Raw genomic sequence first — 23,063 nt, forward strand, 5'->3', positions numbered from 1 at the left:
ATCGGTCGGTTAGGACCCCCGTAGTTCCACAGGGAGCCACAGTGACCGACACGGCCGCCCGGCTGACGCCGTTCGCCAAAGTACCCCGCGCCGCGGCGCTCGATGACCGGCTGAGCTACCGGGCCCGCGGGCTGCTGGCCGAACGGTGGTGCGACCGGCCGGGGTGGACCTTCACTGTCGAGCACCTGGCCCGCACGCGCGGCCCGGGGGTGGAAGGGCACACCGCGATCGGCCGCACGGTCGGCGAGCTGCGCGAGACCGGCTACGTCCATCTGACCGGCGTCCCTGGCCGGGGCGATCGGATGCGGTCGGCCTTCACGCTGTACCGGGCCGCGATTCCGGGCGGGGTGGGCAACGCCGAGCCGTGGGTGTGGGCGCCGTACGCGACCGCCAGAGATGGGCGGCTGTCGTACCGGGCGCGGGGGCTGCTGCTGGCCGGCGCCCCTTGCAGGTCCTCCGGAACGAACCCCAGCCATGGCAGCGTGCACAACTGCAGAGCCAGCCCCATCCGGGCCTCAGGCCCCGACCGCGACCCCGGTTGTCGACGAACTCCAGATCCGCCCGCGTCAGCGTGAAGAACCGGATCAGTTCATCTCGCCCAATATCCGGGAACGACCGCAACCGCTCAATCTGATCAACAGAGAAAGAACCGTGTCGCCAATCCCGCCAACCCCTACGAAGTACCGGAACCGGCACGAACCGTAGCGACAGAGATCAACGCCAGTCAGGGAAACCGGAGAAATCCCAGCTCAAGACCAACTTCGTTGGATTCACGGCCGTTGCTCAGCTGACCCCTATAGCGAACGCCTCCCGGAGGTCTCTCTGGTCGGCGTCCGCTGCCATCCTTCCCTAGCCGTCGCGGTGGTCGGCGGGCCCCCGATACCGCCCACCACCGCGAGCAAGGCCGGGCCGCGGCTGGTCTCACCCCCAAGCAGGAACCTCCGCGCGCGGCCCACCCGTTCGATCCGCTGATCTACTCGTCGGGCTCAGCTGGCTTCCAGTGGTGCCCAGTCGCTCCAGCCGCCGTTCTTTGCGGTCTGCCAGATGTGGTAGGGCTGACCGTTGCCGCGAATGGCGACCACCTCAAGCCTGCCGTCTTTGTTGCGGCCCGCGCCGAGACCTGAGCGGGTGAATCCGGTAAAGGTACCGAGCCTGTCCCACCCGCTCCAACCGCCGTTCACTGCGGTCTGCCACATGTGCTGGATAGTGCCGTCACCGCGAACCGTGAACGCTTCGAGGCGTCCGTCCTCGTTGTCGGCGATCGCCACTGGGGCCGTCGTATCGATTTCGCCGTTACCGCGGTTGTCAAAGTTCGACCAGCCGCCGGTGGTCAGTTGCCACTGGTGGCAGAAGTCTCCCCTGTACACATTGTTGGTCGGCATTATCTCGATGAGTTCCAGTCTTCCATCCTTGTTTTTAGCGGTGGTTATCGACGCCAGAGTGGTCTCATTACAGTGACTCATCGGCAACCAGCCACTCCACTCACCACCAGGAGAGCGCTGCCACTTGTGGTAGATGCCCGGCATGCCGCACGAATTCGTCGGGGTTGCTATGCCGCAACCCACAGCGAACGCCTCCAGCCGGCCGTCACCGTTTTGGGCGGCGGCCACCGCGCCGTTGTTCAACCAGGTGAAGGTCGGCCTGCCGAGGTTGAGCGATGCCCAGGAGGTTCCCGACGTGGCCGAGGTCTGGAAGACCGACCACAGGTCAGCGCCATCCGAGAGGAACACCTCGATGCGGCCGTCCAGGTTGGTGGTCACCGAGAGGCCGGTCATCAAATCCCACTTGCCGAGTTGTGCCCAGCCGCTCCAGCCGCCGTTGGGGGCGAGCTGCCACATGTGGTAGAGCCTGCCGTCCGCGGTCCCGGCGAACACTTCCATGCGGCCGTCTTTGTTCGACCTGACGATCGGCCCTTGGGTCACGACACCAGCAGGAACGTGGTCACGGCGCTGCCAGCCGTTCCAGCCGCCGCTGGGAAGCTGGAAGTTCGCGTAGAGAGTGTCATCGCCACTGAGGGCGAACACTTCCAGTCGCCCGTCTTCGTTCGAACCGATGACCGTACCCCACAGGGGCGTCGGTGCCGCCAACGCCGGTGTGGCCGTCGAAATACCTAACGCCGTCAGCATGACAGCAACGACGGACAGTCCCATGAATTCCTTCATGAGCCGTCTCAGACCCTTGTCCAGCATCCAGCCCTCCAGTTCGTGCCAGCCGAAAATCGGCTCCGGGTGAGCATCGGACACGCCGGTATAGGTGAGGTATAGGACCTGGTAGAACGCGATTCCGCGCCAGGGGGGACGTACGGTTCACTGGACAGACCCCGGTGGGGTTGTGGGCCGCGATGCACTCCTCGAGTGACGCGTGGAGCTGAGAAGACGACGGAGGGCCCGGATCGCGTTGATCCGGGCCCTCCGTCGTTCGGTGTCGGGGGTCAGCCGGTGACTGGGTCGGTCCTGGCTTAAATGCACAGGTGCTGAACGGGGTAGCCGGGTCAGCTTCACCGACCCCCGCCTGTGCACGGCCATCGTCGACCGGCTCATCTTCTAATGCCGACACGTGGACGATGTCGCGACTCTGGGCCGGACATACCCGGCGGCTGGAGGCACTTTCGAAGCGGAGAGTCGACCAACACGATCCGGTCTCGACCATGGGCTGGCGGGGTTCTGGTTTGTACCGTCGAGGTGCGCGGCTCTGCCGAGGACCGCGACCGGATGTCCGGCAGGGGTGGCATGATCGGGAATGTGGTGGGACTCGCGGGGCGTGGGGATCTGAAGATGCTGTTCGGGCGGCGGTTTGCGCTGATGGGGATGATCCATCTGCTGCCGCTGCCGGGGGCGCCCGGGTATCGGGCGGAGGCCGGGATGGAAGCGGCGATCCGGCAGGCGATCCGGGAGGCGCGGATCCTGGTCGATGCCGGGTTCGACGGGCTGATCGTCGAGAACGGCGGGGACATCCCGTTCCTCAAGCCCGAGGAGATCGGGCCGGAGACGCCGGCGGCGATGGCCGTCGCGGTGGCCGAGGTGGGACGCGCTGTCTCCGTGCCGTTGGGGGTCAACTGCCTGGCGAACGCCGTGGACCGGTCACTTGCCGTTGCGGTGGCGGGCGGGGGGCGGTTCGTGCGGGCCAATCAGTGGGTGAACGCGTACGTGGCGAACGAGGGGTTCGTCGAGGGACGTGCGGGGGCGGTGATGCGGTACCGGCGGGCGATCGGCGCGGAGCACGTGACGGTATGGGCCGATGTGCAGGTCAAGCTCGGGGCGCACGCGATCACGGCGGACCGGTCGCTCGCCGAGCAGGCGAGGGACGCCGCGTGGTTCGGCGCGGACGTGCTCATTGGGACCGGCTCGCGGCTCGGGGACGTGCCCGACGCGGAGCATCTCCGGGTCATCCGGGAGGCGACCGAACTGCCGGTGGTCGCGGGGTCGGGGGTGCGTACGGAGAACCTCGCCGGGATCTTCGCGCACACCGATGGCGCGATCGTCGGGAGCTCGATCAAGACCGGCGGGGTGTGGCACGGCGCTCTCGACGGTGCAGAGTGCGAACGGCTGTGCGCGGAGCGGGACGCCCTTGAGAGCCGGTTATAGCCCCTGGAGAAATTGCGCCATTCAGCCCATTGCGAATATCGGTAAGGCGCTTGTATATTGAGCCGGTCAAATGATTTGACCGCAGCGTCGCGGAAGCATGGGGCTGGTGCTTGTTCATCTCGGTGCTCGTTCATCTGGATGAACGCATAAGGGGGAGCATGCCACCCATTCCCGCAAGGGATTCGCCTGTTCTCTCCTAGAGTGCCCGCCTGCCCGAAACCTTTTGGTGTTGAGGAGCAGATCATGAGGCCTGTCGTCTATGTCCCCGTGGCGGCCGCAGGCGCCGCCACCCTGGCCCTGGCCGCGAAGGCCGCGCGCACGGTACGCGAACGCAGGTACTACGAGAAGCAGGGCGTCGTCTTCAGCAGGACCTATCCGCTCATCGGCTCCGAGACGGACGTGTCCAGCCTGATCAACCGGAACAAGACCCGCGACTATCTGTACCTGGACCGGCCCGCCACCGACTTCATCGGCAGCATCCGCGGTTTCGACATCCAGCTTTACGGGGTCAACAGGAAAACCGCCGAGGTTCTTGTCAACCCCGCCATCACCGGGAAGAACATCGATCGGGACACGCCCGCGCTGTATTCCTTCGGCCAGCTGTCCCCGTCGGCGATGACGTTCCAAAAAATAACTACCGAGCATTTCGGCGACCGGAAACGCAATCTCGGAAAGGGTTTTGACCAGGAGCGGATCGGCGGGATCGCCGCCAAGCGCTCGGCCGAGCTGTGCGCGTCGTTCGGCGGAGGCGCCCCGATCGACCTGAAGCGCATCGTGGGCGACTACACCCAGGACGTCATGGGCGAGTTCGTTTGGGGCCGGGACGCCATGCGCCTCACGGTCGCCTACAAGGACAAGGCGGGCCGGGTGTCGCGGGTCCCGTTCATGTTCGCGCTGAACGAGACCTTCACCCATCTGCGCTTCTACTCCAACCGGTTCTGGAACCGGGTCCACTTCCCGGCGGCCACCTGGCCGGTCACCCGCGAGGCGAGGCGGCTACAGCACAACATCCGGCAGCTGCAGAACCACCTGGCGGAGGTCCTGCGCGGCACCCCCGGCCCGGGGACTGTCTGGGAGCAGGTCGCGCTCGGCAACGAAAAGCTCGGCATTGCGACCGAGATCATCCGGGACGACCTGCTGACGGCGTCGATCGCCGGTCTGGACACCGTCCAGAACACCATCCTCGCGACCCTCTGGTATGTCCTCCAGCCGGACAACGCCAAGTGGCGCCAGGCGATCGCCTACGCCGACGACGAGTCCCGCCGGAACGAGCTGGTCGAGGCGTGCGTCAGCGAGTCGCTGCGGCTCAGCCCGCCGGGGTCGGTAATCAACAACAAGGTGATCGAGGATCTCGCGATGGAGGTCGAAGGCCGCAAGTACGTGCTGCGCAAGGGCACCCGGGTGATGCCGAACATCCACGCGGTGCACGCCGAGTACGGCGACGCCTTCGAGCCGGAGCGGTTCCTGCCGGAGTCCAAGGGGGCCGAGCCGTATGTGATGCCGTTCGGCAAGGGCCGGCGCAGCTGCCCGGGACGCAACCTCGGCATGGTCATGGCGAAAACCTTCGTCGGCCGGTTCCTCACCACCCATCCGGACGCGTGGATCGCCAACACCGCGGACCGGGACGTCCACTTCAACAACCTGTCCCAGTCCCAGCTCATGATCGTGATCGGCGGGCGCTGGGAGCGGGACGACACCGCCGCGGGCGTCTGCCCGGTCATGCCCGCGTGAGCGGGCACCTGTGGCTGCCCTCGGTCGCGGTCTCGCGCGGCGCCGATGACGGCTACGAGCGGCCGGCGCTGACCGGGAACGCCGTCGGGGACCTCGCCGAGTTCGGCGCGGACGGTATCCAGTTCGGGTTCTCGGTCTTCGAAGGCATGCGGGCCTACGCCGACGGCACGTCGGTCCTCGTCTTCCGGGCACGCGACCATCACGAGCGGCTGCGTGCGTCGTGCGCGGCGCTGGCGCTGCCGTGCCCGGACTACGAGGTTTTCACTGAGGCGATCGAGCATGCGGTGTGCGCCAACGACGATGGCGTCACCACGCGCCTGTACGTCCGGCCGATCGTGTTCGCGGCCAGCGGCGACGTCATGCCGCTGCGGGACGGCAGGTTCGTCTTCGCGGTGCTGGTGAAGGCGTTCGACCCGGTCATCGCGGACCTCGGCGTGCTCGTCGAGGAGCACATGCCGCGCACGGTCCCGATGTTCGCCGCCGTCAAGACCGCCGGAAACTACACGAGTTCCGCACTGGCGATGCGGGACGCCCACGAGGCGGGCTGCGACACGGTCCTGTGGCTCGACGGCGGAGGCAACATCGCCGAGTGCACGACCATGAACGTCTTCCTGTTCCTGGACGGCCGGATCGTCACCCCGGGGCTCGGCGCGATCCTGCCCGGCGTCACCCGCGGGACCGTCCTGGACCTGCTGGCCGAGGCGGGCGAGCCGGTCGAGGAGCGGGACGTCCCCCTCGCGGAGTTGGCCGATCGTCTCGCCGCCGGGGAAAGCGTCGGCGTGTGCACGACGTCGACCGCGCTGGGGATCCGGCGCGTCTCCCGCCTGCGCCTCGGCTCCCGCGACCACCGGCTCGAGGCGAAGACGCCGGACGCGTGGCAGGCGATGCGGGAGCGGTACGCCCAGGCCACGGAGCGTTTCGCGGAGGCCCCGCACCCGCTGGTCATGGCGCGGTCCCACCTGTTCCGCACCGGTTGATCATCCAGACAAGATGGGATCCATGTGATTGTTCTTTTGGCGCAAGGGCCGCTGCACACGAAGTACGGCGATTTCACCGAGTACCTGTTCTACGACGGCAAGAGCGAGTCGATCGCGATCGTCAAGGGGGAGATCGCCGGACGCGAGAACGTGCTGTGCAGGGTCCACTCGCACTGCACGACCGCGCACGTCTTCAACGGCATCGAGTGCGACTGCCGCGAGCAGATGGCGATGGCACAGGAGAAGATCGACGAGGAGCGCGCCGGGCTCGTCATCTGGCTGGACCAGGACGGCAAGGGCAACGGCCGCATGGCCGAGCTGCTGACGGCGCGCCTGCGTGACGAGGGAGTCGCCCAGACCGAGGCCTACGCGCAGCTCGGGTTCCAGCGGGACGCCCGGTCGTTCGACCGGGCCGCGGAGATCCTGGCTTTCCTCGAGGTCGCCTCGGTCACGCTGCTCACCAACAACCCGGAGAAGGCCGAGGGGCTGGCCGCGTGCGGGATCAAGGTGGCCGGAACCTTGAGCCTGGCGTTCCTCCCCGACGACAACCCGCTGCTACAGAAGACCTACCGCGACAAGGTCCGGTACCAGAACCACTCCGTCGAGCTGGCGGAGGACGCCCATGGCCGTTGATCCGATCAAGGTCTGTTCCCTGTCTGACCTGTCCACGGACCAGGGCCGCCGGATCACGTCGGTGTCACCGCCGCTCGCGGTGTTCCTGACCGTGAGCGGCGAGGTGTACGTCCTCGACGACGTCTGCACCCACCAGGACGCCGCGCTGACCGACGGCTGGGTCGACGACTGCTTCGTGGAGTGCCCGCTGCACATGTCGCGGTTCGACCTGCGGACCGGAGCCGTCGACTCCTCGCCTGCCGAGCGATCGGTCCGGACGCACCGGGCCGAGGTTATCGGCGGCGAGGTCTGGGTGACCCTGTCGGAGGAGGCTCCGAACCTGCCGCCGGGCGTCCGGTCCGGAGCCTGATCCCGGTCAGGGCTTCGCCGATCCGTCCTGCGCCGGTGCCGACTCCGGGCTCGCGGCTCGCGCCCGGAACGCGAGCCGGACAGCGAGCCCGGCGACGAGCGCCCAGAAGGCCGAGCTGACGCCCGCGAGCGTCGTTCCGGAGGCGGCGACCAGGAATGTGACGGTCGCCGCCGTGCTCTCGGCCGGGCCACCGGTTCCGCTGAGCGCCGCGGTCAGGGAGTAGGTGAGCGTCCCGAGGAGGCCGAGCCCGGCGACGGTGCCGACGACCTCCACCGGGGCGACGGCGAGGAAGCTGGTGAGCGCGGTGGTGCCCGCGGCGATCCCCAGGTAGGTAATGCCGAACGCCTGGGACGCCTTCCACCGCCGCGCCGGGTCGGGGTGCGACTCCGGCGACGCCGGGAGGGCCGCGCTGATCGCGGCGAGGTTGACGGCGTGCCCGCCGAGCGGGGCAGCGAGGAGGCTACCAAGGCCGGTGACGCCCATGGCCGCCCGCCACGGCACCTGGTACCCGAACGAGCTCATGATCGCGACGCCGGGCACGTTCTGCGCGGCCATCGTCACGACGTACAGCGGCAGGGCGATGCCGATCAGCGCCGCCCAGGTTAGGCCCGGAGTCGTCCAAACAAGCTGTGGCAGCCACGGCCCGTGCAGCCCGTCGCCGGTGGCGGCGAGCACACCGACCACGATCACGGTGACGCCGAACGCAGCGAGGATGGCCCAGCGCGGTGCCGTCACCACGACGATCAGCCAAGTGAGGAGGATCGGCGCGACCTGCCAGGGATGGGACGCGAGCGCCTTCACCGGCACCAGGCAGAGCTCGACGAGCACACCGGCGAGCATCGCCTGTGCGATCGTCGCCGGGATCGCCGACACCAGGGAGCCGAGCCGCGGCCAGAGCCCGGTCAAGGCCACCAGGACGCTCGCGACCGCGAACCCGCCGACGGCCGCGGGCCAGCCGCCCGCCACCTGCCCCGCGCTCGCCAGCACGGCGGCACCCGGCGTCGACCAGGCCAGAGTGATCGGCATCCGGGTGCGGCGGCTCAGCCAGAGGCTGCCGAGGCCAAGGAAGGCGCAGAGCGCGACCAGCCCGGAGGTCGCCTCGGCCGGGCTCGCGCCGGTCGCCCGCAGCCCCACGAGGACGACGCCGAAGGTGCTCGTGTAGCCGATGAACGCGATCGCGATCCCGGTGACGACTGGTTGTCCGCGTTGCTCCCGGAGTTCCTGCCGAAGTTCCACCCGAAGCACACTAATCGAGCGCCTTGAGTCGCGCTCGAGCGATCTTCATATTGTCGGCCCAGTAGCCGCCGGAGACGCCGTCCGGTACCGCCCGCGCCCGATCGGGCGGCCCCAACGGACACCACTCAGCGAAGATCGCGAAAGCGAGGGCCAGAACCTATCTCGGCCGGGCGTAGCGCAGAGCGTCCGGGTCCACGGCGTCGACACGCTCGGCAGCGTACGGGCGGCTCTGGGAGGCCATGACCTCCAAGAGGATCCGGCCGTCGCGCTGTAAGAGCGTAACTAAACACCCACGGCTCTTTGTGTCGGCAGGACAGCCGGGCGGTGGCCGTGCCTAGACGATGACGTCGACCACCGGTCTAACGCAGATAAGCAGGGGGAGCCGCCCGGCCGCGGCGGGAAGTACCCCCAGGGCGGCACCGGCGCTATCGCAGATAATCACTCACTATCTGTGATAACAACCCGTGATCATCGCTACCGCTAATTTCTGCACTCAGGCTCCTCGAAGGCTGTCTTCCCGGCTGAGGCCCCGCTGGTCACCGAACCCGTGGCCTGCAGACCCGTCACCACGCTTAGGGCGTCACAGGGCGGCCAACGCCTCGGCGTGAGTCTCGTCGGTGCGGACGTCGCGTCCGACTGGACCTGGCCCCCTTGAGGCAGGCCTGCACGCCCGATGAGTGTACGGCCCGAACGCGGGCGTCCACTGTCTGACTTCGATGGACGAAAGGAAATGGGAGAGATGCCCGGTCGGCGGATGATGGTCCTGGCTGCGCTGGTCGCGGGTTCGATGCTCGCGGGGGCCTCGGGAGCCTCAGCAGACGTGGAGCCGTGGGGAGCCCGGCTCATGAACGGAAACGGCTCGGTCGACGTCAGTGCTGACCGCAAGGACATCACGGTCTGCGATCTGGAGGCCGACGACGATTTCGTGGGAGCCGAGTACGAGACGACGGCAGGGAGAACGATCAACGTGCAGGCGGGTCCGGGCCGGCAGTGCGTGAGCGACTCGGTTTTCTTCGGTCGCATCCGGTCGGTGATGCTCTGCCACGGCCCCGACGTCAACCCGGAGGGTGGCTCTTTGAGGTGGTGCGACCCACGCACCACATTCTGATACCGCCGCACTGCGACAGCCGACGCCGAAGCGGAGCCCCGGCCTCGCAGGCGTCGGCGCGGTCGTTGCGCGCTCAAGAGGAGAAGCTGCAAGTCGTTCTCCGAGGACGCGATGAGGACGGAGACCGTGCCAGTCCCCGACCAGCACCGGCCCAGGGGGGTCCGTCCCACCACGAACGCTCTGGCCGTACTCGGCATGATGCTCTGAACCCCGAAGGCCCGTTCACCACGCTCGGGGAAACCTCCGGCGCGCGGGACCCAAGTACCAGGTCTCGGCTGTGACGCTGTGAGCAGCTGCACCACTACGGCTGGTCGTGCGTTGTGGAGGTTACGGGCGCTCGGTCTGGACGAAACGTGCTTCCCAGCGGGCGAGCAGGGCCGCGTCCTCCTGCGGGTCGCCGGCCAGCCCGGAGAAGGTGATGGCGGTCGCGGCGTGGAGGTCGTAGTGCGGATCGCCTGGAGTCACGATGACGGCACCGTCGGCGTGCCAGCCCTCAGGGGTGCCGACGTGCACGGGCACCACGAGAGAGCCGTCGTCGCGCTTAACCGCTGACCACATGACGACCTCCTTCACACCCCATAGTGCCTCCGATAGTTGCGCTCAATCCGTTAGGCGAACAGCCGTGCGGCATCCTGGAACGCAGTCATCAACGCCTGATCGAGAGCCTCGGGGCGGCGGCCTCCCGCTTGCGCCACGCCTGGCTTGCCTCCAGCTCCGCCTCCGACGACGCGCGCAGCTTCCGTGAGGATCTGCTGCGCCTCGATGCCGCTGTCCAGGACAGAGTAGGAGACGGCGGCGACCAGCACAGCTTTACCTTCGTGTTCCAGGCCGAGGACCACCGCGGAGTGGCCTCCATGGACGCGGGCCACCGTGTCGGTGGCCAGGGCTCGCAGTTCGTCAGGGGCGATGCCGGTGACCTTCTGCGCGACGATCCAGCCGCCGCCGGACTGCTGCGCGGTGTCGGCGAGTAGCACGGCCTGGTGTCGCAGTTCCTCGGCCCGGAGCCGTCCGAGCTCGTCCTGCGCTTCCGCCAGGGCGCCCAGCCGCTTGCGCAAGACATCCGGGGCGTCCTTGGGACGGGTGCCAAGGAGGGAGGCCACCTGTTGGAGCAGGCGGCGCTCGGAGTCGTAGTAGAGCAGGACGTCCCGCCCGGTCAGAGCCTCGATCCGGCGCAGATTGGAGCCGATGGACGATTCCCCCAAAACGCGGACGGGGCCGGCGCCGGCGCCGTGGCCGACGTGGGTGCCGCCGCAAAGTTCACGGGAGATATCGCCGATGTCAACGATGCGGACCTGGTCGCCGTACTTCTCCCCGAACAGCGCGGTGGCGCCTGCGGCTTCGGCCTCGACGCGGGTGGTGTGCCAGATGCGCACCTCCGGGTCGTCCATCAGGTGGTCGTTGACCAGTGCCTCGACCGCGGCGAGCTGGGTGGGATCGACTGCGGAGAAGTGCGCGAAGTCAAACCGCAGCCAGCCTGCGTCCACAAGGGAACCCTGTTGGCGGGCGTGCTCCTCTTCGGCGGTGACGACCTGTTCGATCAGCGAGGACTGGGCGGTCAGCTCGGGCCAGACGTTGCCGAGGTTGGCGATCACGCTCGCGGTGGCGGCAGGCAGGACGGGCCCGGCACCCTCGGCGGCTACGTCGCGGGGGAGCCATCGTGTGTGCGCCAGCGTCGCCAGGGTGAATTCGCCGTCGTGGACGCCGCCGATGAAGGCGTCCCACTCCGCCGACGTGTACGGTTCTGCTCGTACGCGTGCTGGGTGCACGGGCAAATCTCGCTGGGCCGGTCGCCCCAGTGGAGGCCGTTGAGCGACCATTTGCGCAGAACGCCAGCTGCGCGCTCGCATCCGTCATAGAAGACGCCGAACGTCGCACGGAACTCGGCGCCGTCGCGGTTGCCGCAGAGATGGCACGCCCCTTGCTCCCTCATACCTTCCGCCACTTCGACGGGACCCACGCCCCGGTCTCGGTCACCTCGAAGTCGCCGAACAGGGCGGCCACCTCGTCCCGCATGATCCGGGCGACCTGCCCGAACACGAGGCGGATCTCCTCCTCGGCGCCATCGGCGGTACGGGTCTCGATCACGTGCCGCAAGGTGCGGATGTTCGCCGACCACACCATGCCCGTCGCGACACCTTCCGGGGTTGGAGTGGCAACCTGGGCAAGAACCGCGCCCGCCGCCGCGCCCAGCACCGGAGCGGTCGGCGGCTGCAGGCGCTGGACGCCCCCTCCGCATACCTGCCTGTCGCCGTGGGGAGGACGATCGTTACGGGTGGCAAACTCCATACCGGACAGAATGAGGTTTCTGTCTGGTATAGGACGCTCTGTCCATTTCCTGTCAGGGTCTCATACGTCGCTCTTCGCCTTCTCCACTCCCTGACGAAGGGTATCGGCTATCGCCGGTACCGAATCCGGCTCGTAGATGAGCAGGAGCCTTCGTTCCCGCCCCGTCTCCCGATCGATCCCGGTGACGTCCTGTACGACCATGCGGGCGCTGATAGTGCCTTCCTCCGTGGGCACGTCCACGTTGGCGACCCCGACAACCACCTCGCGCGAAAAGATCTGCTCAAGCTCATCCGCCATATCTCCGACGCTATTGCGCAGGCCAGCGGGGCACCACCCGCACCGGTTAATGTCCTGGCTCGTTATGCGTGGGCCGGGGCGGAGCTTTGGCGTGCACCAGCACGGCCAGCCTGGGAGGGTGCGGTGGTGATGGGGTGAGTTTTCGCAGGTCAGCGACGAACTACCGGTGCCGCTTGATCATCGCGGCGGCCCGGGAGCTGGCCGAGGCCGAAGGATGGGAGGCGGTGACGACCCGCCGCCTCGCTGAACGGGTCGAGTACAGCCAGCCCGTCCTCTACAGCCATTTCAACGGCAAGGACGCCATCATGGCGGCGGTGGCGGTGGAGGGCTTCGCCGACCTCGCCGCCGAGCTGCGCGCGGCCCGCATGTCGGCGTCCGACCCCCGCCAGTCCCTCGCCGCCGTCAGCGCCGCCTACGCCGCGTTCGCCGAGCGGCGGGCCGCGCTGTACGACGCCATGTTCAACCAGACGGTGGACCTGCCGTTCGCCACCCCCGAAGCACCGGCCGCCCTGCACGCGGCCTTTGACGAGCTGCGCGAAGCCGTACGGCCACTGGCCGCAGAGGACGACCTCGGCCTGCTCACCGAGACGTTCTGGGGCGGCCTGCACGGATTGATAACGCTCATGCGCGGCGGCAGGCTGCCGCGCGAGCACCACGAGCGGCGGCTGGCGCTGCTGCTCAGCCGCTTCTCACACTGACCCGCCGATCACACATGCCTTCCAAGGTCGCTGGGGCACGGCGGTGCCCGCCTGTGGGGGCACATCACGAGCTTCCCCACGCTGGGGTGGCGGCGAGCTACAGGAGCGCCTGGCTGTATAGCCCAATCCGGACGTCTTGACCAGTCTCCCTTGGAAGTTTTATACAAGTTTCAGGGGGGGTTTGACCGTACTCGCAGGTCACAGCGCTGCCCGCTGATGACGGTCCTCGGCGGAGGTGAGCGCGGTGGCCGCGCTGTATCCGGCACCACGGGCGGCCCACGGGGGAGGCGGTCAGGGGGAGCGACCAAGGAGGCCTGAGATGGCACGAGCGGTCGGTATCGATCTCGGCACGACGAACTCGGTGGTGTGCGCGCTGGAAGGCGGTGAGCCGACCGTCATCGCCAACACCGAGGGATCGCGGACGACGCCTTCCGTGGTGGCGTTCGCGAAGAGCGGTGAGGTGCTGGTCGGCGAGGTCGCCAAGCGTCAGGCGGTGACCAACGTGGAGCGCACCGCGCGGTCGGTGAAGCGCCATATGGGGGAGACCGCCTGGCGGTTCCCGGAGACCGGGAGCGTGGACGGCAAGCGGTACACGGCGCAGGAGATCTCCGCCCGGGTGCTGCAGAAGCTGAAGCGTGACGCCGAGGCCTACCTTGGAGAGGGCGTCCACGACGCCGTCATCACGGTGCCGGCGTACTTTGACGACGCCCAGCGGACCGCGACCAAGGAGGCGGGCGAGATCGCCGGCCTGAAGGTCCTGCGGATCATCAACGAGCCGACGGCCGCGGCCCTGGCGTACGGACTGGACAAGGAGAACGACCAGACCATCCTGGTCTTCGACCTTGGCGGCGGAACGTTCGACGTGTCGCTGCTGGAGATCGGCCAAGGCGTCGTCGAGGTGAAGGCCACCGCCGGTGACACCCACCTCGGTGGGGACGACTGGGACCAGCGGATCGTCGATCACCTGGTCAAGCAGTTCAAGAACGGCTACGGGGTCGACCTGTCCAAGGACAAGATGGCGGTCCAGCGGCTGCGCGAGGCCGCCGAGCGGGCCAAGATCGAGCTGTCGGCCGCCACGGAGACCACGATCAACCTTCCCTACATCACGGCCTCGGCGGAGGGCCCGCTGCATCTGGACGACAAGCTGACCCGCGCGCAGTTCCAGCAGCTCACCCACGACCTGCTGGACCGCTGCAAGGGCCCCTTCCACCAGGCGGTGAAGGACGCCGGGATCGCGGTCTCCGACATCGACCACGTCATCCTGGTCGGCGGCTCGACCCGGATGCCGGCCGTGGTCCATCTGGTCCGGGAGCTGACCGGCGGCAAGGAGCCGCACAAGGGCGTCAACCCCGACGAAGTGGTTGCGGTCGGCGCCGCGCTGCAGGCCGGGGTGCTCAAGGGCGAGGTCAAGGACGTGCTGCTACTGGACGTCACGCCGCTGTCCCTCGGCATCGAGACCAAGGGCGGCATCATGACCCGGCTCATCGAGCGCAACACCACGATCCCGACCAAGCGCTCGGAGGTGTTCACCACGGCGGACGACAACCAGCCGTCCGTGGCCATCCAGGTCTACCAGGGCGAGCGGGACATCGCCGCGTACAACAAGAAGCTCGGCATGTTCGAGCTGACCGGCCTGCCGCCCGCCCCGCGCGGGATCCCGCAGATCGAGGTCACCTTCGACATCGACGCCAACGGCATCATGCACGTGTCCGCCAAGGATCTCGGCACCGGCAGGGAGCAGTCGATAGCCATCACCGCCGGCTCGGCGCTGCCGAAGGAGGACATCGAGCGGATGGTGCGCGATGCCGAACAGCACGCCGACGAGGACCGCCGAAGGCGCGAGGCGGCCGAGACGCGCAACAGCGCCGAGACGCTCGTCTACACAACCGAAAAGCTGCTGCGGGACAACCCGGAGAAGGTGCCGGCGGATGTGAAGTCCGAAGTGGAGGCCGCGGTCGCCGACCTCAAGGACAAGCTGAAGGGCGAGGACGTCACCGCCATCCGCCAAGCCACCGAGAAGGCCACCGCGGCCGCCCAGAAGGTGGGCCAGGCGATGTACGCGCAGGCGCAGGGAGCCGCCGCTGGAGAGGCGCGTGCGGATGAAGGCGCGCAGCAGCGGACCGGCGAACAGGACGTCGTGGACGCGGAGATCGTCGATGAGGACAAACGACAGGGAGGCACCGGATGAGCCGCCCGTCTGATTCCCGGCGCGGAGGCCGGCCGCGTGCCGGCCTGCCGCCGCTCCCTGAGGGGACCCGAGGACGTAAGGCCATCCTGGCCGGTGCGCCGGCACCGGCCGGCGGAGTGCCCGCTCCGGCGCCGCGGACCGCGGCGGGCAAGCCACCCGCGCGGTCGCTGACAGCGAAGCTGAAGGCGGAACTCGCCGAGCGCACCGCGGACCTGCAGCGGGTCAAGGCGGAGTACGACAACTATCGCAAGCGGGTCCAGCGCGACCGCCTGGCGGTCCGCGAGATCGCGGTGGCGAACGTCCTGCGCGGCCTGCTGCCCGTGCTCGACGCCATCGCCCGGGCCCGCGAGCTCGGCCAGGTCCACGACGGCTTCCGGCAGGTCGCCGAGGTGCTGGAAGCCGAGCTCGCGGCTCTCGGCCTGCGGTCCTTCGGCGAGCCCGGCGAGCTCTTCGACCCCGAACGCCACGAGGCGATCTTCCACGCGTACTCCACCGGGGTCGACCAGGCGATATGCAGCGAGATCCTGGCCCATGGCTACCGGGTCGGCGACCTCCTCCTGCGCCCGGCCCAGGTGACGGTCACCGAGCCGGCCGCTCCCACCGGCGACGGGTGACAGGCGGCCTCGCTCGGCGCGGCTTCATCTCGGCGAATCCCAGCGATCGGAGGCGTTGCGACCAGTACCACCTCGAAACAGCCACCCGCGCGGCCAGCTCTCGGTGAGGGTCGGGGTCAGGTCGGCGCGGAGACGCTCGCACCCGATCAAAAAGTCCTCCAGGGTACCGGTCTCCATGAAACGGGCCCGCACGACCGGGTCGAGCACCCGCTTCCTGCCCTGGCACGACCCCGAGTAGCCAGCACCGTCGACGCCGTGCAACGCGAGCTGTGCTGGCACGGCTTGCTGCTGCGCTACCCGCCCCAGGCCGGCGGCGTCGACGGCTTGATGAAGGCGGGCAGCCGCATCTCAACTCACTCTCACCTCGCGTCGTTACACCTCATAGAGATTCGTGGTATGTTCTACCTATTTCCAGTAGAGAAAGTGGGGATCATGCGCGCCGAACTCGCCGCCCTCGCCACCACCCACCGGCCGTACAAGCCGGAGGAGTGCGCCGAGCTCGCCCGTCGGGCCGCGGAGTTCGTCGACATCGGCGAGCTGCCCCGGAGCGGGCCGGGGGGCTATGTGCTGCTGTGGTCGGACGAGCACTCCATTGCCTGGCTCAACACCTGGTGGGAGGCTCGCGACACCGGCTTCCACGATCACGACGGATCGGCGGTCGGCGTGTACGTGCTGGCGGGCAGGGTGTCCAACGAGGGGCTTTCGATCGCAGGCACGCGGCAGGTCGGGTTTTACGGAGCAGGCGAGTCGTTCTCCTTTCCCGGGACCGGCATCCACCGGATGGATCACGAGGCGGGTGCGGTCACGATCCATGTCTACTCGCCGCCGCTGCGCGGCATCGGGCACTACGAGGTGGTGGACGGGTTCCTGCGACGGACGCCCGGCTCTCCCGACGAGGCCTCGCCACCGAGCCCGGGGCTGCGCGAGGCGCTCGGCGTCGGCTGAAACCCTGTGGCGCACGCTGTACGAGACCGGTCGCCCGCGCTGCCGAGATCCTCTCCCTCAACACCGAAGACCTCGACCTGGAGAACCGGCGCGCTCCGCCGCGGTCCAAGGGCGGCGACACCCACTGGGTGCACTGGGATGCGGGCACACCGCCCTGGGTAACCGTCCTAGCGCGGAACGCCCGTCCGCCGCTGGCGGCCACTCGTACATGAGCGATCAGCGGCGGCGTAGCGATGGGTCGAGCAGGGCGGGCGGAGTGTCGAACTTCTCGTGTGCGGCAAGGTCGATGCCCGGCGCGACGATCGCGTCGATGGCGTCAAGGATGTCGGCGGAGAGCACCGTGTCTGCGGCGGCGAGCTGCGAGTGCAGGTGGTCCAGCGTGCGGGGGCCGATGATCGCGCTGGTCACGGCCGGGTGCGCGGTCACGAAACCGAGCGCGAGCTGGATCATCGTCAGACCGGCCTCGTCGGCGACCTTCGCCAGCCGCTCGACTGCGTCAAGCCTGGCGCGGTTGGACGGAATGGAGGTGTCGAAGCGCTGCGGCATGAACGTCGAGCGGCTGGTGGCGATTTCCCGGCCGTCGCGTATCGCGCCCGACAGCCAGCCCGAGGCCAACGGGCTCCACACCAGCACACCGAGCCCGTACTGCTCGGTCACGGGCAGTACGTGGGTCTCGATCCCGCGCTGCAGGATCGAGTAGCTGGGCTGCTCGGTGACGTAACGACTCAGGTGGTTTTCTCGGGCGGCCCATTGGGCTTGCACGAGGCGGTACGCCGGGAAGGTCGAGGAGCCGAAGTAGCGAATCTTTCCCGCGCGCTGCAGATCGGTCAGAGCCGACAGCGTCTCCTCGTCGCTGGTGCCCGGGTCCCACCGGTGGATCTGGTAGAGATCGACGTGGTCGACGCCGAGGCGGCGCAGGCTGTTGTCCAGCTCGGAGACCAACCAGCGGCGCGAACTGCCCTGATGGTTGCGCTCGTCACCCATCGGCATGCTCGCCTTCGTGGCCAGCACGATGTCCTCGCGGCGACCGGCAATGGCCTTGCCGACCATCTCTTCCGACTCGCCGTCGCTGTACCTGTCGGCGGTGTCGATGAGGTTGATCCCCGCCTCGATGGCGGCGTCGACGATAGCGGTGACCTCGTCCTGGGTGGTGCGTCCGATTTTGCCGAAGTTCATCGCGCCGAGCACGAGGGAACTGACCTGCACACCTGTGCGGCCCAATGTGCGGTAATGCATGACCGTGTTCCTCCACTGTGGTGAAGCGTGGTGACAAGGCGTGGCTTGGTTGTCGGCCGCTGCTCTGGCATCATGAGCAATCGGAACCTTGTTCCGATAACGATAGGGAACGTTGTTCCGTTTGACAAGTTCGGTAGCGGAGGGAACCGCGTTGAAGGACAGCGACGGGGGCGCAGGGCATCCAGCCCCGCGCAAGCGGGCCGACGCCCGGCGGAACGAGAGGACGCTGCTCGACGCCGCCGCAGCAGTCTTCGTGACCTCAGGCGTCGAAGCGCCGGTGCGCGACATCGCGTCCAGGGCGGGAGTCGGGGTGGCCACGATCTACCGCCACTTCCCGACGCGAGCGGCTCTCATCATCGCCGTCTACCGGCACCAGGTCGAGGCCTGCGCCGAGGCTGGTCCAGCCCTCCTGGCGAGCAGCGCGAGTCCTCACGCCGCACTAGCGCGATGGATCAACCTGTTCGTTGATTTCCTGGTCACCAAGCACGGACTCGCTGCCGTGCTGCAGTCCGACGACGCCGGCTTCGACACGCTGCACGCCTACTTCCTCGACCGGCTCGTGCCCGTGTGCGCCCAGCTGCTCGAAGCCGCAGCCGTGGCTGGCGAGATCCGCTCCGACGTGGACGCCTACGAACTCATGCGCGGTGTCGGGAACCTCTGCATCGGTGCGGACAACAATCCCCGCTACGACGCACGTCGGCTGGTCGAACTCCTCATCTCAGGACTGCGCCTACCGCGCTAGCCGTTGCGCGTATCGGAACACCGTTCAGGGGCGTTCATCTGGTATATACGGAACTACATTCCGGATGTGTCCGTCGCGGTAGAACGCCGTGGTCGCAGACCATTTCGACGTGACGCTCTGTCGAGACGCGACAGCGGTATCGGCGCCCGACTGGTGGCCGGACGGCCGAAACCGCAAGTGGTCACGAAGCGGTGTGCGCGTCCGACCATTCCGGGTGCTCTCTTGTCTTGGCCGCCACCGTGACCCATCAGCATTAGAGGCGCGCTATCGGAGCCGGATGCGGGCGACCAGAGCACGCCGGGGACCTCACCCACAGTGAGTGAAGTCGCGTTTGATTCGCCCCCGCGCCCTTGGCGCCGTGGTGAGGTTGTCCCGCACAAGCTCGACGAGCTGTTGGCCGACGTCAGGAGCTTGTGAGGATGACGAGTCGCTGGGTCGCTCGGGTCATCGCGACATAGCGGTCGACCGCTCCTTCGACGCCCTTGCCGTACGCCTCTGGGTCGATGAGGACGACCAGGTCGAACTCGAGCCCCTTCGACAGCTCCGGCGTCAGCGACCGCACGCGGGACGTCGACCGGAACGTGGGATCGCCGATGACGCAGGCGATTCCGTCGGCATGCGCGGCGAGCCACGTGTCGAGGATCGAGCCCAGATCCGAAACGGATCCGTGGACGACGGGGACGCCGCTGCTGCGGATGGAGGTCGGCACGTTGGCGTCCGGGAGCACGGCCCGGATGACCGGCTCGGCTTCCGCCATGACCTCTTCCGGCGTCCGGTAGTTGATGCTCAGGGAGGCCAGGTTGATCCGGTCGAGTCCGATCCGCTCGAGCCGTTCCTCCCACGACTCCGTGAACCCGTGCCTGGCCTGGGCACGGTCCCCGACGATGGTGAAGCTCCGGGACGGGCAGCGGAGCAGCAACATCTGCCACTCCGCGTCGGTCAGTTCCTGAGCCTCGTCCACGACGATGTGCGCGAACGGGCCGGCGAGCACATCCGGGTCGGTGCTGGGGAATGCGGTCTCGTCGACCAGGGCGTCCTGTATGTCCTGTCCTCGCAGCATCGTCACCACACCTTCACCGTCGTCATCGGCCTGGAGCAGGTCGTCGACGACCCTGGCCATGTGCTCCCGTTCGGCGGCGACAGAGGCGTTGTGCCGACGCTTACGTCGTGACGACTCCGGGTCGCCGAGCCGCTGCCGTGCCGCGTCCAGGAGCGGCAGGTCGGACACCGTCCAGGCCTGGGCATCCCCGCGCTGCAGCGTCTGAACGTCATCGGGGCTCAGCCAGGGAGCGCACATCCGCAGGTAGGCGGGTACCGACCACAGGTCTCCGACGAGGTCAGCCGCTTCGATCAGCGGCCACGCGCGGTTGAAGGTCGTGAGCAGATTCCTGTCCTGCAGCAGCGACTTGCGGAGCAGGTCGGCCGGGGCGTCGCCGTCGTGCTTGTCCATCAGGATCGTGAGCAGCTCATCCCAGATCTGGTCGCGCGCCTCGTTGTGCGGAGTACCGGGTTCTGGCGCTTCGAACGCCTCGGCCCAATCGTCGGCACTCAGCCAGATGTCGGACCAGTGGGTCGCGACCGTCATCCCCTTGGTGGGCGGGTTCTCGTAGAACCTTACGGCTGTCTCGATCGCCTTCACCAGGTTCGCGGACGACTTCAGGAGGGCTACGTTCGGGTCGGCCTCGATCGCTGCTGCGGCTCCCTCGGAGACGAGGTCCCGCAGGGTGCAGGTCTGTACGCCCTCCTCTCCGAGGCTGGGGAGTACGTCGGCGACGTAGGCCAGGTAGGGCTGGTGCGGACCGACGAACAGCACGCCGCCCCGGCGGTGACCGAGGCGAGGGTCGGAGTAGAGGAGGTAGGCGGAGCGGTGCAGAGCGACGACGGTCTTCCCCGTGCCCGGACCGCCGTCGACGACGAGAGCGCCGCGGGATCCCGCGCGGATGATGGCGTCCTGGTCGGCCTGGATCGTACCGAGCACGTCTCGCATCCGGGCCGACCGGTTGCCGCCCAGACTGGCGATGAAGGCGGACTGGTCGTCGAGCGCGGCGTGCCCTTCGAACACGTCCGAGGTGAACACCTCGTCCCAGTAGTCGCTGATCCGGCCGCGGGTCCAGCGATACCTGCGGCGGCTCGCCAGACCCATCGGGTTGGCGTGGGTCGCTCCGAAGAACGGCTCAGCCGCGGGGGAACGCCAGTCGAGCAGCAGCCGACGACCCGCGCTGTCCGTGAGGCCGAGTCGTCCGATGTACACGGGCTCGGGGTCGTCCGCGCTGACGATGTGTCCGAGGCACAGGTCCAAACCGAAGCGACGCAGGGCGCGCAGGCGAGCGGTCAGCCGATGGATCTCCATGTCCCGGTCCATCGCCTGCCGGCCTTTGCCGCCGGGCGCCCTCCGCTCGGCATCGAGGCGGTCGGACAGGTCGGCGATCGACTGCTCGAGGCTCGCCGCGATGGCCGCGAAGTGCTGCTCATCGCCGGCGATCAGCGTCGGGTCGGCCTTGGCGGCAAGGTGGTCGGGAAGGTCAAACGCGCTGGTGGTCAGGGGGTTCACGTCATCAGCTCCGATCTGAGGTGGACGAGGCGCTTTCCCGGCTCGGGGATCCCGCGTGGTTCACGCGGACACTGGCGGCCTTTCTCGGCTGATCGCGTCGAGCAGTGGCTTCGCGGCCACCGTCGCCCCCTCGGTGCGGATCGCGCCGGCCACGGCGGCCGCTCGTGCACGCACACCCGCGCCCCCGCGCCGAGTTCCCGCAACCGCACCGAAAGTCCACCATCGGTTCGACGTCCCCGTGTAACCCATACGTCGACAGCAACACACGCACTTCGCAACCCCCGTTTCCGCAGGTTCTGGCCTCGGCCAGCGATTCTGCGGCACGACCCGGGTCTTGCCGCAAGCCCCCCGGTGCGCTATACGTTGAGAGTGGAAAGGAACGGGTAGCTTCCTCTTCCTCTAACGTCCGCTGTGGACGGACAACCTCCTCGCGAAGCGGCGGCGCGCCGCGTACGGCGGTGCCGTCGGCCCAGGAGGATCCCCTGTGAGCCTACGGATGCATCCGCGGAACGAGAAGTCTTATGCTGCGCCCGGGAAACGCGGGCGCCAATACGATCGCCGACCACATCGAGGTGCTGGCCGCGGCGATCGCGCAGATCCCGCCAAAGCACCGGCGCCGGATCCTGGTGACCGTGTACGGCGCCGGCGCGACGATCGACCTGCTGAAGTTCATCACCACGCTGAACACGCGGTTCGTCCGCTGCGGTAAGAACCCGGGCCGGCCAGCCCGCCCTCGTGGTCGCCGGCCATCAACCGGGCCTGGTGCGCCGCCGCCGCGATCGGCGGCGACCTGCTGGCCGGGCCTTGCTGTGCTGCGGCGGCGACCCGGCCGCCGCCGAGCCAGGCACCTTGGGGGTTACTTGCTGCTGTACACCAGCGGCCGCCCTCGAAGGGTTTCACGTGCGGACGGCTGCCGTGGTGGAACCCCAAGTTTCCCGAGGACGCAGCTGGCTTCGTCTCACGGCTGTGACGATCGAGACGGCTGTCTATCCGTGGTCTGCACTTGGTTGGGCGGTGTCGTTTGAGGTTGTTCGGGGTTTGGTGTGGAGGACTTCGCGGGCCTGTTCGGCGGCGCGGGTGATGCTTTCGCTGATGAAGTCGAGGAAGCGGGCGATGTTCTCCAGGCGGGTGGCGGCGGGGGTGTGGGGGCCGAGGATGGCGACGCCTTGGCGTGCGGTTTCGACGAGCAGGTCGTTGGATCGGGCGCTGGCGATCGTCGCCTGGTAGTAGAGCTCGTCGTCGACCACGTAGCGGTCGCGGCGGCGTTCGTCGCGTTCTCGGCGGACGAGGCTCTGGCTCTCCAGGAAGGCGATCGCTTTGGAGATGGACGCCGGGCTGACCTGGAGGCGCTGGGCGAGTTGGGACGCGGTGAGGCTGCCCGCGTCGGTGGTGAACAGGCAGGTCAGCACCCGGGCCGGCATCTTGGTCAGGCCCGAAGCCATGAGGACGGTGGTCAACGTCTCCTCGTACTCGGCCACGGCCTCGGCGTCGCGTCCGTGCGGCTGGGGGACTGACCCCGCCCCTCGGGAGGGGGCGGGCCTGCGCCGGTGGGCGCGGCGTTCGGTGGCGCGGTGGGCCAGGTCGGCGCGGTAGGCGGCGGGGCCGCCGTTGCGCATCACCTCACGCGTGACCGTCGAGGTCGGACGGTCGAGGCGCCGGGCGATCTCGGCGTAGGGGAGGCTGTCGGCCAGCCCCAGCGCGATCTGCTGTCGTTCCTGCTGGGTGAGCCTGCCTCCCGGCATCGCGATCTCCTTGGTGATCCTTCGTGGCGGTCCCTGATCCCCCCACTATAGCGTTCACTTCTCATCCATTGCAATGATCAAGCAGCTGACGTTGCGTTATCCTCAAGACCGTTGCAACAGTTTCTCGGTCTCTAACTGCTTAAATA

The 23,063-nt window shown here is 68.2% G+C and carries 21 protein-coding genes and 1 pseudogene; 11 read left to right on the forward strand and 11 right to left on the reverse strand.

Annotation, left to right across the window (positions count from 1 at the left end):
- Window positions 1-315: 315 nt before the first annotated feature.
- The gene (locus N5079_RS35605; protein ID WP_410007821.1) at window positions 316-696 is read right to left on the reverse strand and encodes a DUF4158 domain-containing protein; all 381 of its coding nucleotides are present in this window, start codon (window positions 694-696) and stop codon (window positions 316-318) included.
- Window positions 697-986: 290 nt separating this feature from the next.
- On the reverse strand, window positions 987-2,243 hold the full coding sequence (locus tag N5079_RS22630; protein WP_261585979.1) for a hypothetical protein: 1,257 nt from the start codon (window positions 2,241-2,243) through the stop codon (window positions 987-989).
- Window positions 2,244-2,741: 498 nt separating this feature from the next.
- Here N5079_RS22630 and N5079_RS22635 point away from each other — a divergent pair, with 498 nt between their 5' ends.
- The 5 genes from N5079_RS22635 (at window position 2,742) to N5079_RS22655 (ending at window position 7,274) form a co-directional block, all read left to right on the forward strand.
- On the forward strand, window positions 2,742-3,584 hold the full coding sequence (locus N5079_RS22635; RefSeq protein ID WP_261585980.1) for a BtpA/SgcQ family protein: 843 nt from the start codon (window positions 2,742-2,744) through the stop codon (window positions 3,582-3,584).
- A gap of 243 nt (window positions 3,585-3,827) precedes the next feature.
- Window positions 3,828-5,315 carry a cytochrome P450 gene (locus N5079_RS22640; RefSeq protein ID WP_261585981.1) on the forward strand — a complete coding sequence of 496 codons (1,488 nt, stop codon included), beginning with the start codon at window positions 3,828-3,830 and terminating at the stop codon, window positions 5,313-5,315.
- A complete protein-coding gene (locus N5079_RS22645; RefSeq protein WP_261585982.1) occupies window positions 5,312-6,292 on the forward strand; it encodes an aminotransferase class IV in 981 nt (326 codons plus the stop codon). The genes N5079_RS22640 and N5079_RS22645 overlap by 4 nt, the downstream gene beginning before the upstream one ends.
- A 24-nt stretch (window positions 6,293-6,316) precedes the next feature.
- Window positions 6,317-6,925 carry a hypothetical protein gene (locus tag N5079_RS22650; RefSeq protein ID WP_261585983.1) on the forward strand — a complete coding sequence of 203 codons (609 nt, stop codon included), beginning with the start codon at window positions 6,317-6,319 and terminating at the stop codon, window positions 6,923-6,925.
- Window positions 6,915-7,274 carry a non-heme iron oxygenase ferredoxin subunit gene (locus N5079_RS22655; protein WP_261585984.1) on the forward strand — a complete coding sequence of 120 codons (360 nt, stop codon included), beginning with the start codon at window positions 6,915-6,917 and terminating at the stop codon, window positions 7,272-7,274. Before N5079_RS22650 ends, N5079_RS22655 begins: the two co-directional genes overlap by 11 nt.
- Window positions 7,275-7,280: 6 nt before the next feature.
- Here N5079_RS22655 and N5079_RS22660 read toward each other — a convergent pair whose 3' ends face one another.
- Entirely contained in the window at window positions 7,281-8,510 is a 1,230-nt protein-coding gene (locus N5079_RS22660) for a benzoate/H(+) symporter BenE family transporter (RefSeq protein ID WP_261585985.1), read from the reverse strand.
- A 739-nt stretch (window positions 8,511-9,249) separates the two neighbouring features.
- On the opposite strand from N5079_RS22660, the gene N5079_RS22665 reads away from it, so the two are divergent.
- The gene (locus N5079_RS22665; RefSeq protein ID WP_261585986.1) at window positions 9,250-9,618 is read left to right on the forward strand and encodes a hypothetical protein; all 369 of its coding nucleotides are present in this window, start codon (window positions 9,250-9,252) and stop codon (window positions 9,616-9,618) included.
- Window positions 9,619-9,945: 327 nt separating this feature from the next.
- Here the strand turns inward: N5079_RS22665 and N5079_RS22670 are convergent, their stop codons facing one another.
- From N5079_RS22670 to N5079_RS22685, 4 genes and pseudogenes are all read right to left on the reverse strand, one after another.
- The gene (locus N5079_RS22670; RefSeq protein WP_261585987.1) at window positions 9,946-10,176 is read right to left on the reverse strand and encodes a hypothetical protein; all 231 of its coding nucleotides are present in this window, start codon (window positions 10,174-10,176) and stop codon (window positions 9,946-9,948) included.
- Window positions 10,177-10,226: 50 nt separating this feature from the next.
- Window positions 10,227-11,384 (reverse strand): DHHA1 domain-containing protein, encoded by a 1,158-nt coding sequence (locus N5079_RS22675; protein ID WP_261585988.1) that lies wholly within the window; start codon window positions 11,382-11,384, stop codon window positions 10,227-10,229.
- Window positions 11,385-11,544: 160 nt separating this feature from the next.
- Window positions 11,545-11,760, reverse strand: a pseudogene (locus N5079_RS22680) (FAD-dependent thymidylate synthase); the annotation flags it as partial.
- 204 nt (window positions 11,761-11,964) lie between these two features.
- Window positions 11,965-12,201: a hypothetical protein gene (locus N5079_RS22685; RefSeq protein ID WP_261585989.1), complete on the reverse strand. Its 237-nt coding sequence runs from the start codon at window positions 12,199-12,201 to the stop codon at window positions 11,965-11,967.
- Window positions 12,202-12,335: 134 nt separating this feature from the next.
- Between N5079_RS22685 and N5079_RS22690 the strand changes: the two genes are divergently transcribed.
- The 3 genes from N5079_RS22690 (at window position 12,336) to grpE (ending at window position 15,701) form a co-directional block, all read left to right on the forward strand.
- Entirely contained in the window at window positions 12,336-12,899 is a 564-nt protein-coding gene (locus N5079_RS22690) for a TetR/AcrR family transcriptional regulator (RefSeq protein WP_261585990.1), read from the forward strand.
- A 319-nt stretch (window positions 12,900-13,218) separates the two neighbouring features.
- Window positions 13,219-15,087 carry a molecular chaperone DnaK gene (gene dnaK / locus N5079_RS22695; RefSeq protein WP_261585991.1) on the forward strand — a complete coding sequence of 623 codons (1,869 nt, stop codon included), beginning with the start codon at window positions 13,219-13,221 and terminating at the stop codon, window positions 15,085-15,087.
- On the forward strand, window positions 15,084-15,701 hold the full coding sequence (gene grpE / locus N5079_RS22700; protein ID WP_261585992.1) for a nucleotide exchange factor GrpE: 618 nt from the start codon (window positions 15,084-15,086) through the stop codon (window positions 15,699-15,701). The genes dnaK and grpE overlap by 4 nt, the downstream gene beginning before the upstream one ends.
- A 24-nt stretch (window positions 15,702-15,725) precedes the next feature.
- On the opposite strand, the gene N5079_RS22705 is transcribed toward grpE, so the two are convergent.
- Window positions 15,726-15,980, reverse strand: a complete 255-nt coding sequence (locus N5079_RS22705; RefSeq protein ID WP_261585993.1) for a hypothetical protein — start codon at window positions 15,978-15,980, stop codon at window positions 15,726-15,728.
- A gap of 153 nt (window positions 15,981-16,133) precedes the next feature.
- Here N5079_RS22705 and N5079_RS22710 point away from each other — a divergent pair, with 153 nt between their 5' ends.
- Window positions 16,134-16,646, forward strand: coding sequence for a hypothetical protein (locus tag N5079_RS22710; protein ID WP_261585994.1), 513 nt, complete (start codon window positions 16,134-16,136; stop codon window positions 16,644-16,646).
- Window positions 16,647-16,862: 216 nt separating this feature from the next.
- Here the strand turns inward: N5079_RS22710 and N5079_RS22715 are convergent, their stop codons facing one another.
- Window positions 16,863-17,834 (reverse strand): aldo/keto reductase, encoded by a 972-nt coding sequence (locus tag N5079_RS22715; RefSeq protein ID WP_261585995.1) that lies wholly within the window; start codon window positions 17,832-17,834, stop codon window positions 16,863-16,865.
- A 199-nt stretch (window positions 17,835-18,033) separates the two neighbouring features.
- Here N5079_RS22715 and N5079_RS22720 point away from each other — a divergent pair, with 199 nt between their 5' ends.
- A complete protein-coding gene (locus N5079_RS22720; RefSeq protein ID WP_261585996.1) occupies window positions 18,034-18,624 on the forward strand; it encodes a TetR/AcrR family transcriptional regulator in 591 nt (196 codons plus the stop codon).
- Window positions 18,625-19,027: 403 nt separating this feature from the next.
- Here the strand turns inward: N5079_RS22720 and helR are convergent, their stop codons facing one another.
- Together helR and N5079_RS22730 are read right to left on the reverse strand one after the other, a co-directional pair.
- A complete protein-coding gene (gene helR, locus N5079_RS22725; protein ID WP_261585997.1) occupies window positions 19,028-21,175 on the reverse strand; it encodes an RNA polymerase recycling motor ATPase HelR in 2,148 nt (715 codons plus the stop codon).
- 986 nt (window positions 21,176-22,161) lie between these two features.
- A complete protein-coding gene (locus N5079_RS22730; RefSeq protein ID WP_261585998.1) occupies window positions 22,162-22,917 on the reverse strand; it encodes a helix-turn-helix domain-containing protein in 756 nt (251 codons plus the stop codon).
- Between the last annotated feature and the right edge of the window lie 146 nt (window positions 22,918-23,063).

The sequence above is a fragment of the Planotetraspora sp. A-T 1434 genome, assembly GCF_025420585.1.
Taxonomy (GTDB): Bacteria; Actinomycetota; Actinomycetes; order Streptosporangiales; family Streptosporangiaceae; genus JAOEGB01.

Excerpts from the sequence above, each read along its gene's own strand:
- dnaK (WP_261585991.1), top strand. The coding sequence starts at position 13,219 with ATGGCACGAGCGGTCGGTATCGATCTCGGCACGACGAACTCGGTGGTG.
- grpE (WP_261585992.1), top strand. The coding sequence starts at position 15,084 with ATGAGCCGCCCGTCTGATTCCCGGCGCGGAGGCCGGCCGCGTGCCGGC.
- N5079_RS22670 (WP_261585987.1), bottom strand. The coding sequence starts at position 10,176 with ATGTGGTCAGCGGTTAAGCGCGACGACGGCTCTCTCGTGGTGCCCGTG.
- N5079_RS22640 (WP_261585981.1), top strand. The coding sequence starts at position 3,828 with ATGAGGCCTGTCGTCTATGTCCCCGTGGCGGCCGCAGGCGCCGCCACC.
- N5079_RS22655 (WP_261585984.1), top strand. The coding sequence starts at position 6,915 with ATGGCCGTTGATCCGATCAAGGTCTGTTCCCTGTCTGACCTGTCCACG.
- N5079_RS22710 (WP_261585994.1), top strand. The coding sequence starts at position 16,134 with ATGCGCGCCGAACTCGCCGCCCTCGCCACCACCCACCGGCCGTACAAG.
- N5079_RS22665 (WP_261585986.1), top strand. The coding sequence starts at position 9,250 with ATGCCCGGTCGGCGGATGATGGTCCTGGCTGCGCTGGTCGCGGGTTCG.
- N5079_RS22685 (WP_261585989.1), bottom strand. The coding sequence starts at position 12,201 with ATGGCGGATGAGCTTGAGCAGATCTTTTCGCGCGAGGTGGTTGTCGGG.
- N5079_RS22730 (WP_261585998.1), bottom strand. The coding sequence starts at position 22,917 with ATGCCGGGAGGCAGGCTCACCCAGCAGGAACGACAGCAGATCGCGCTG.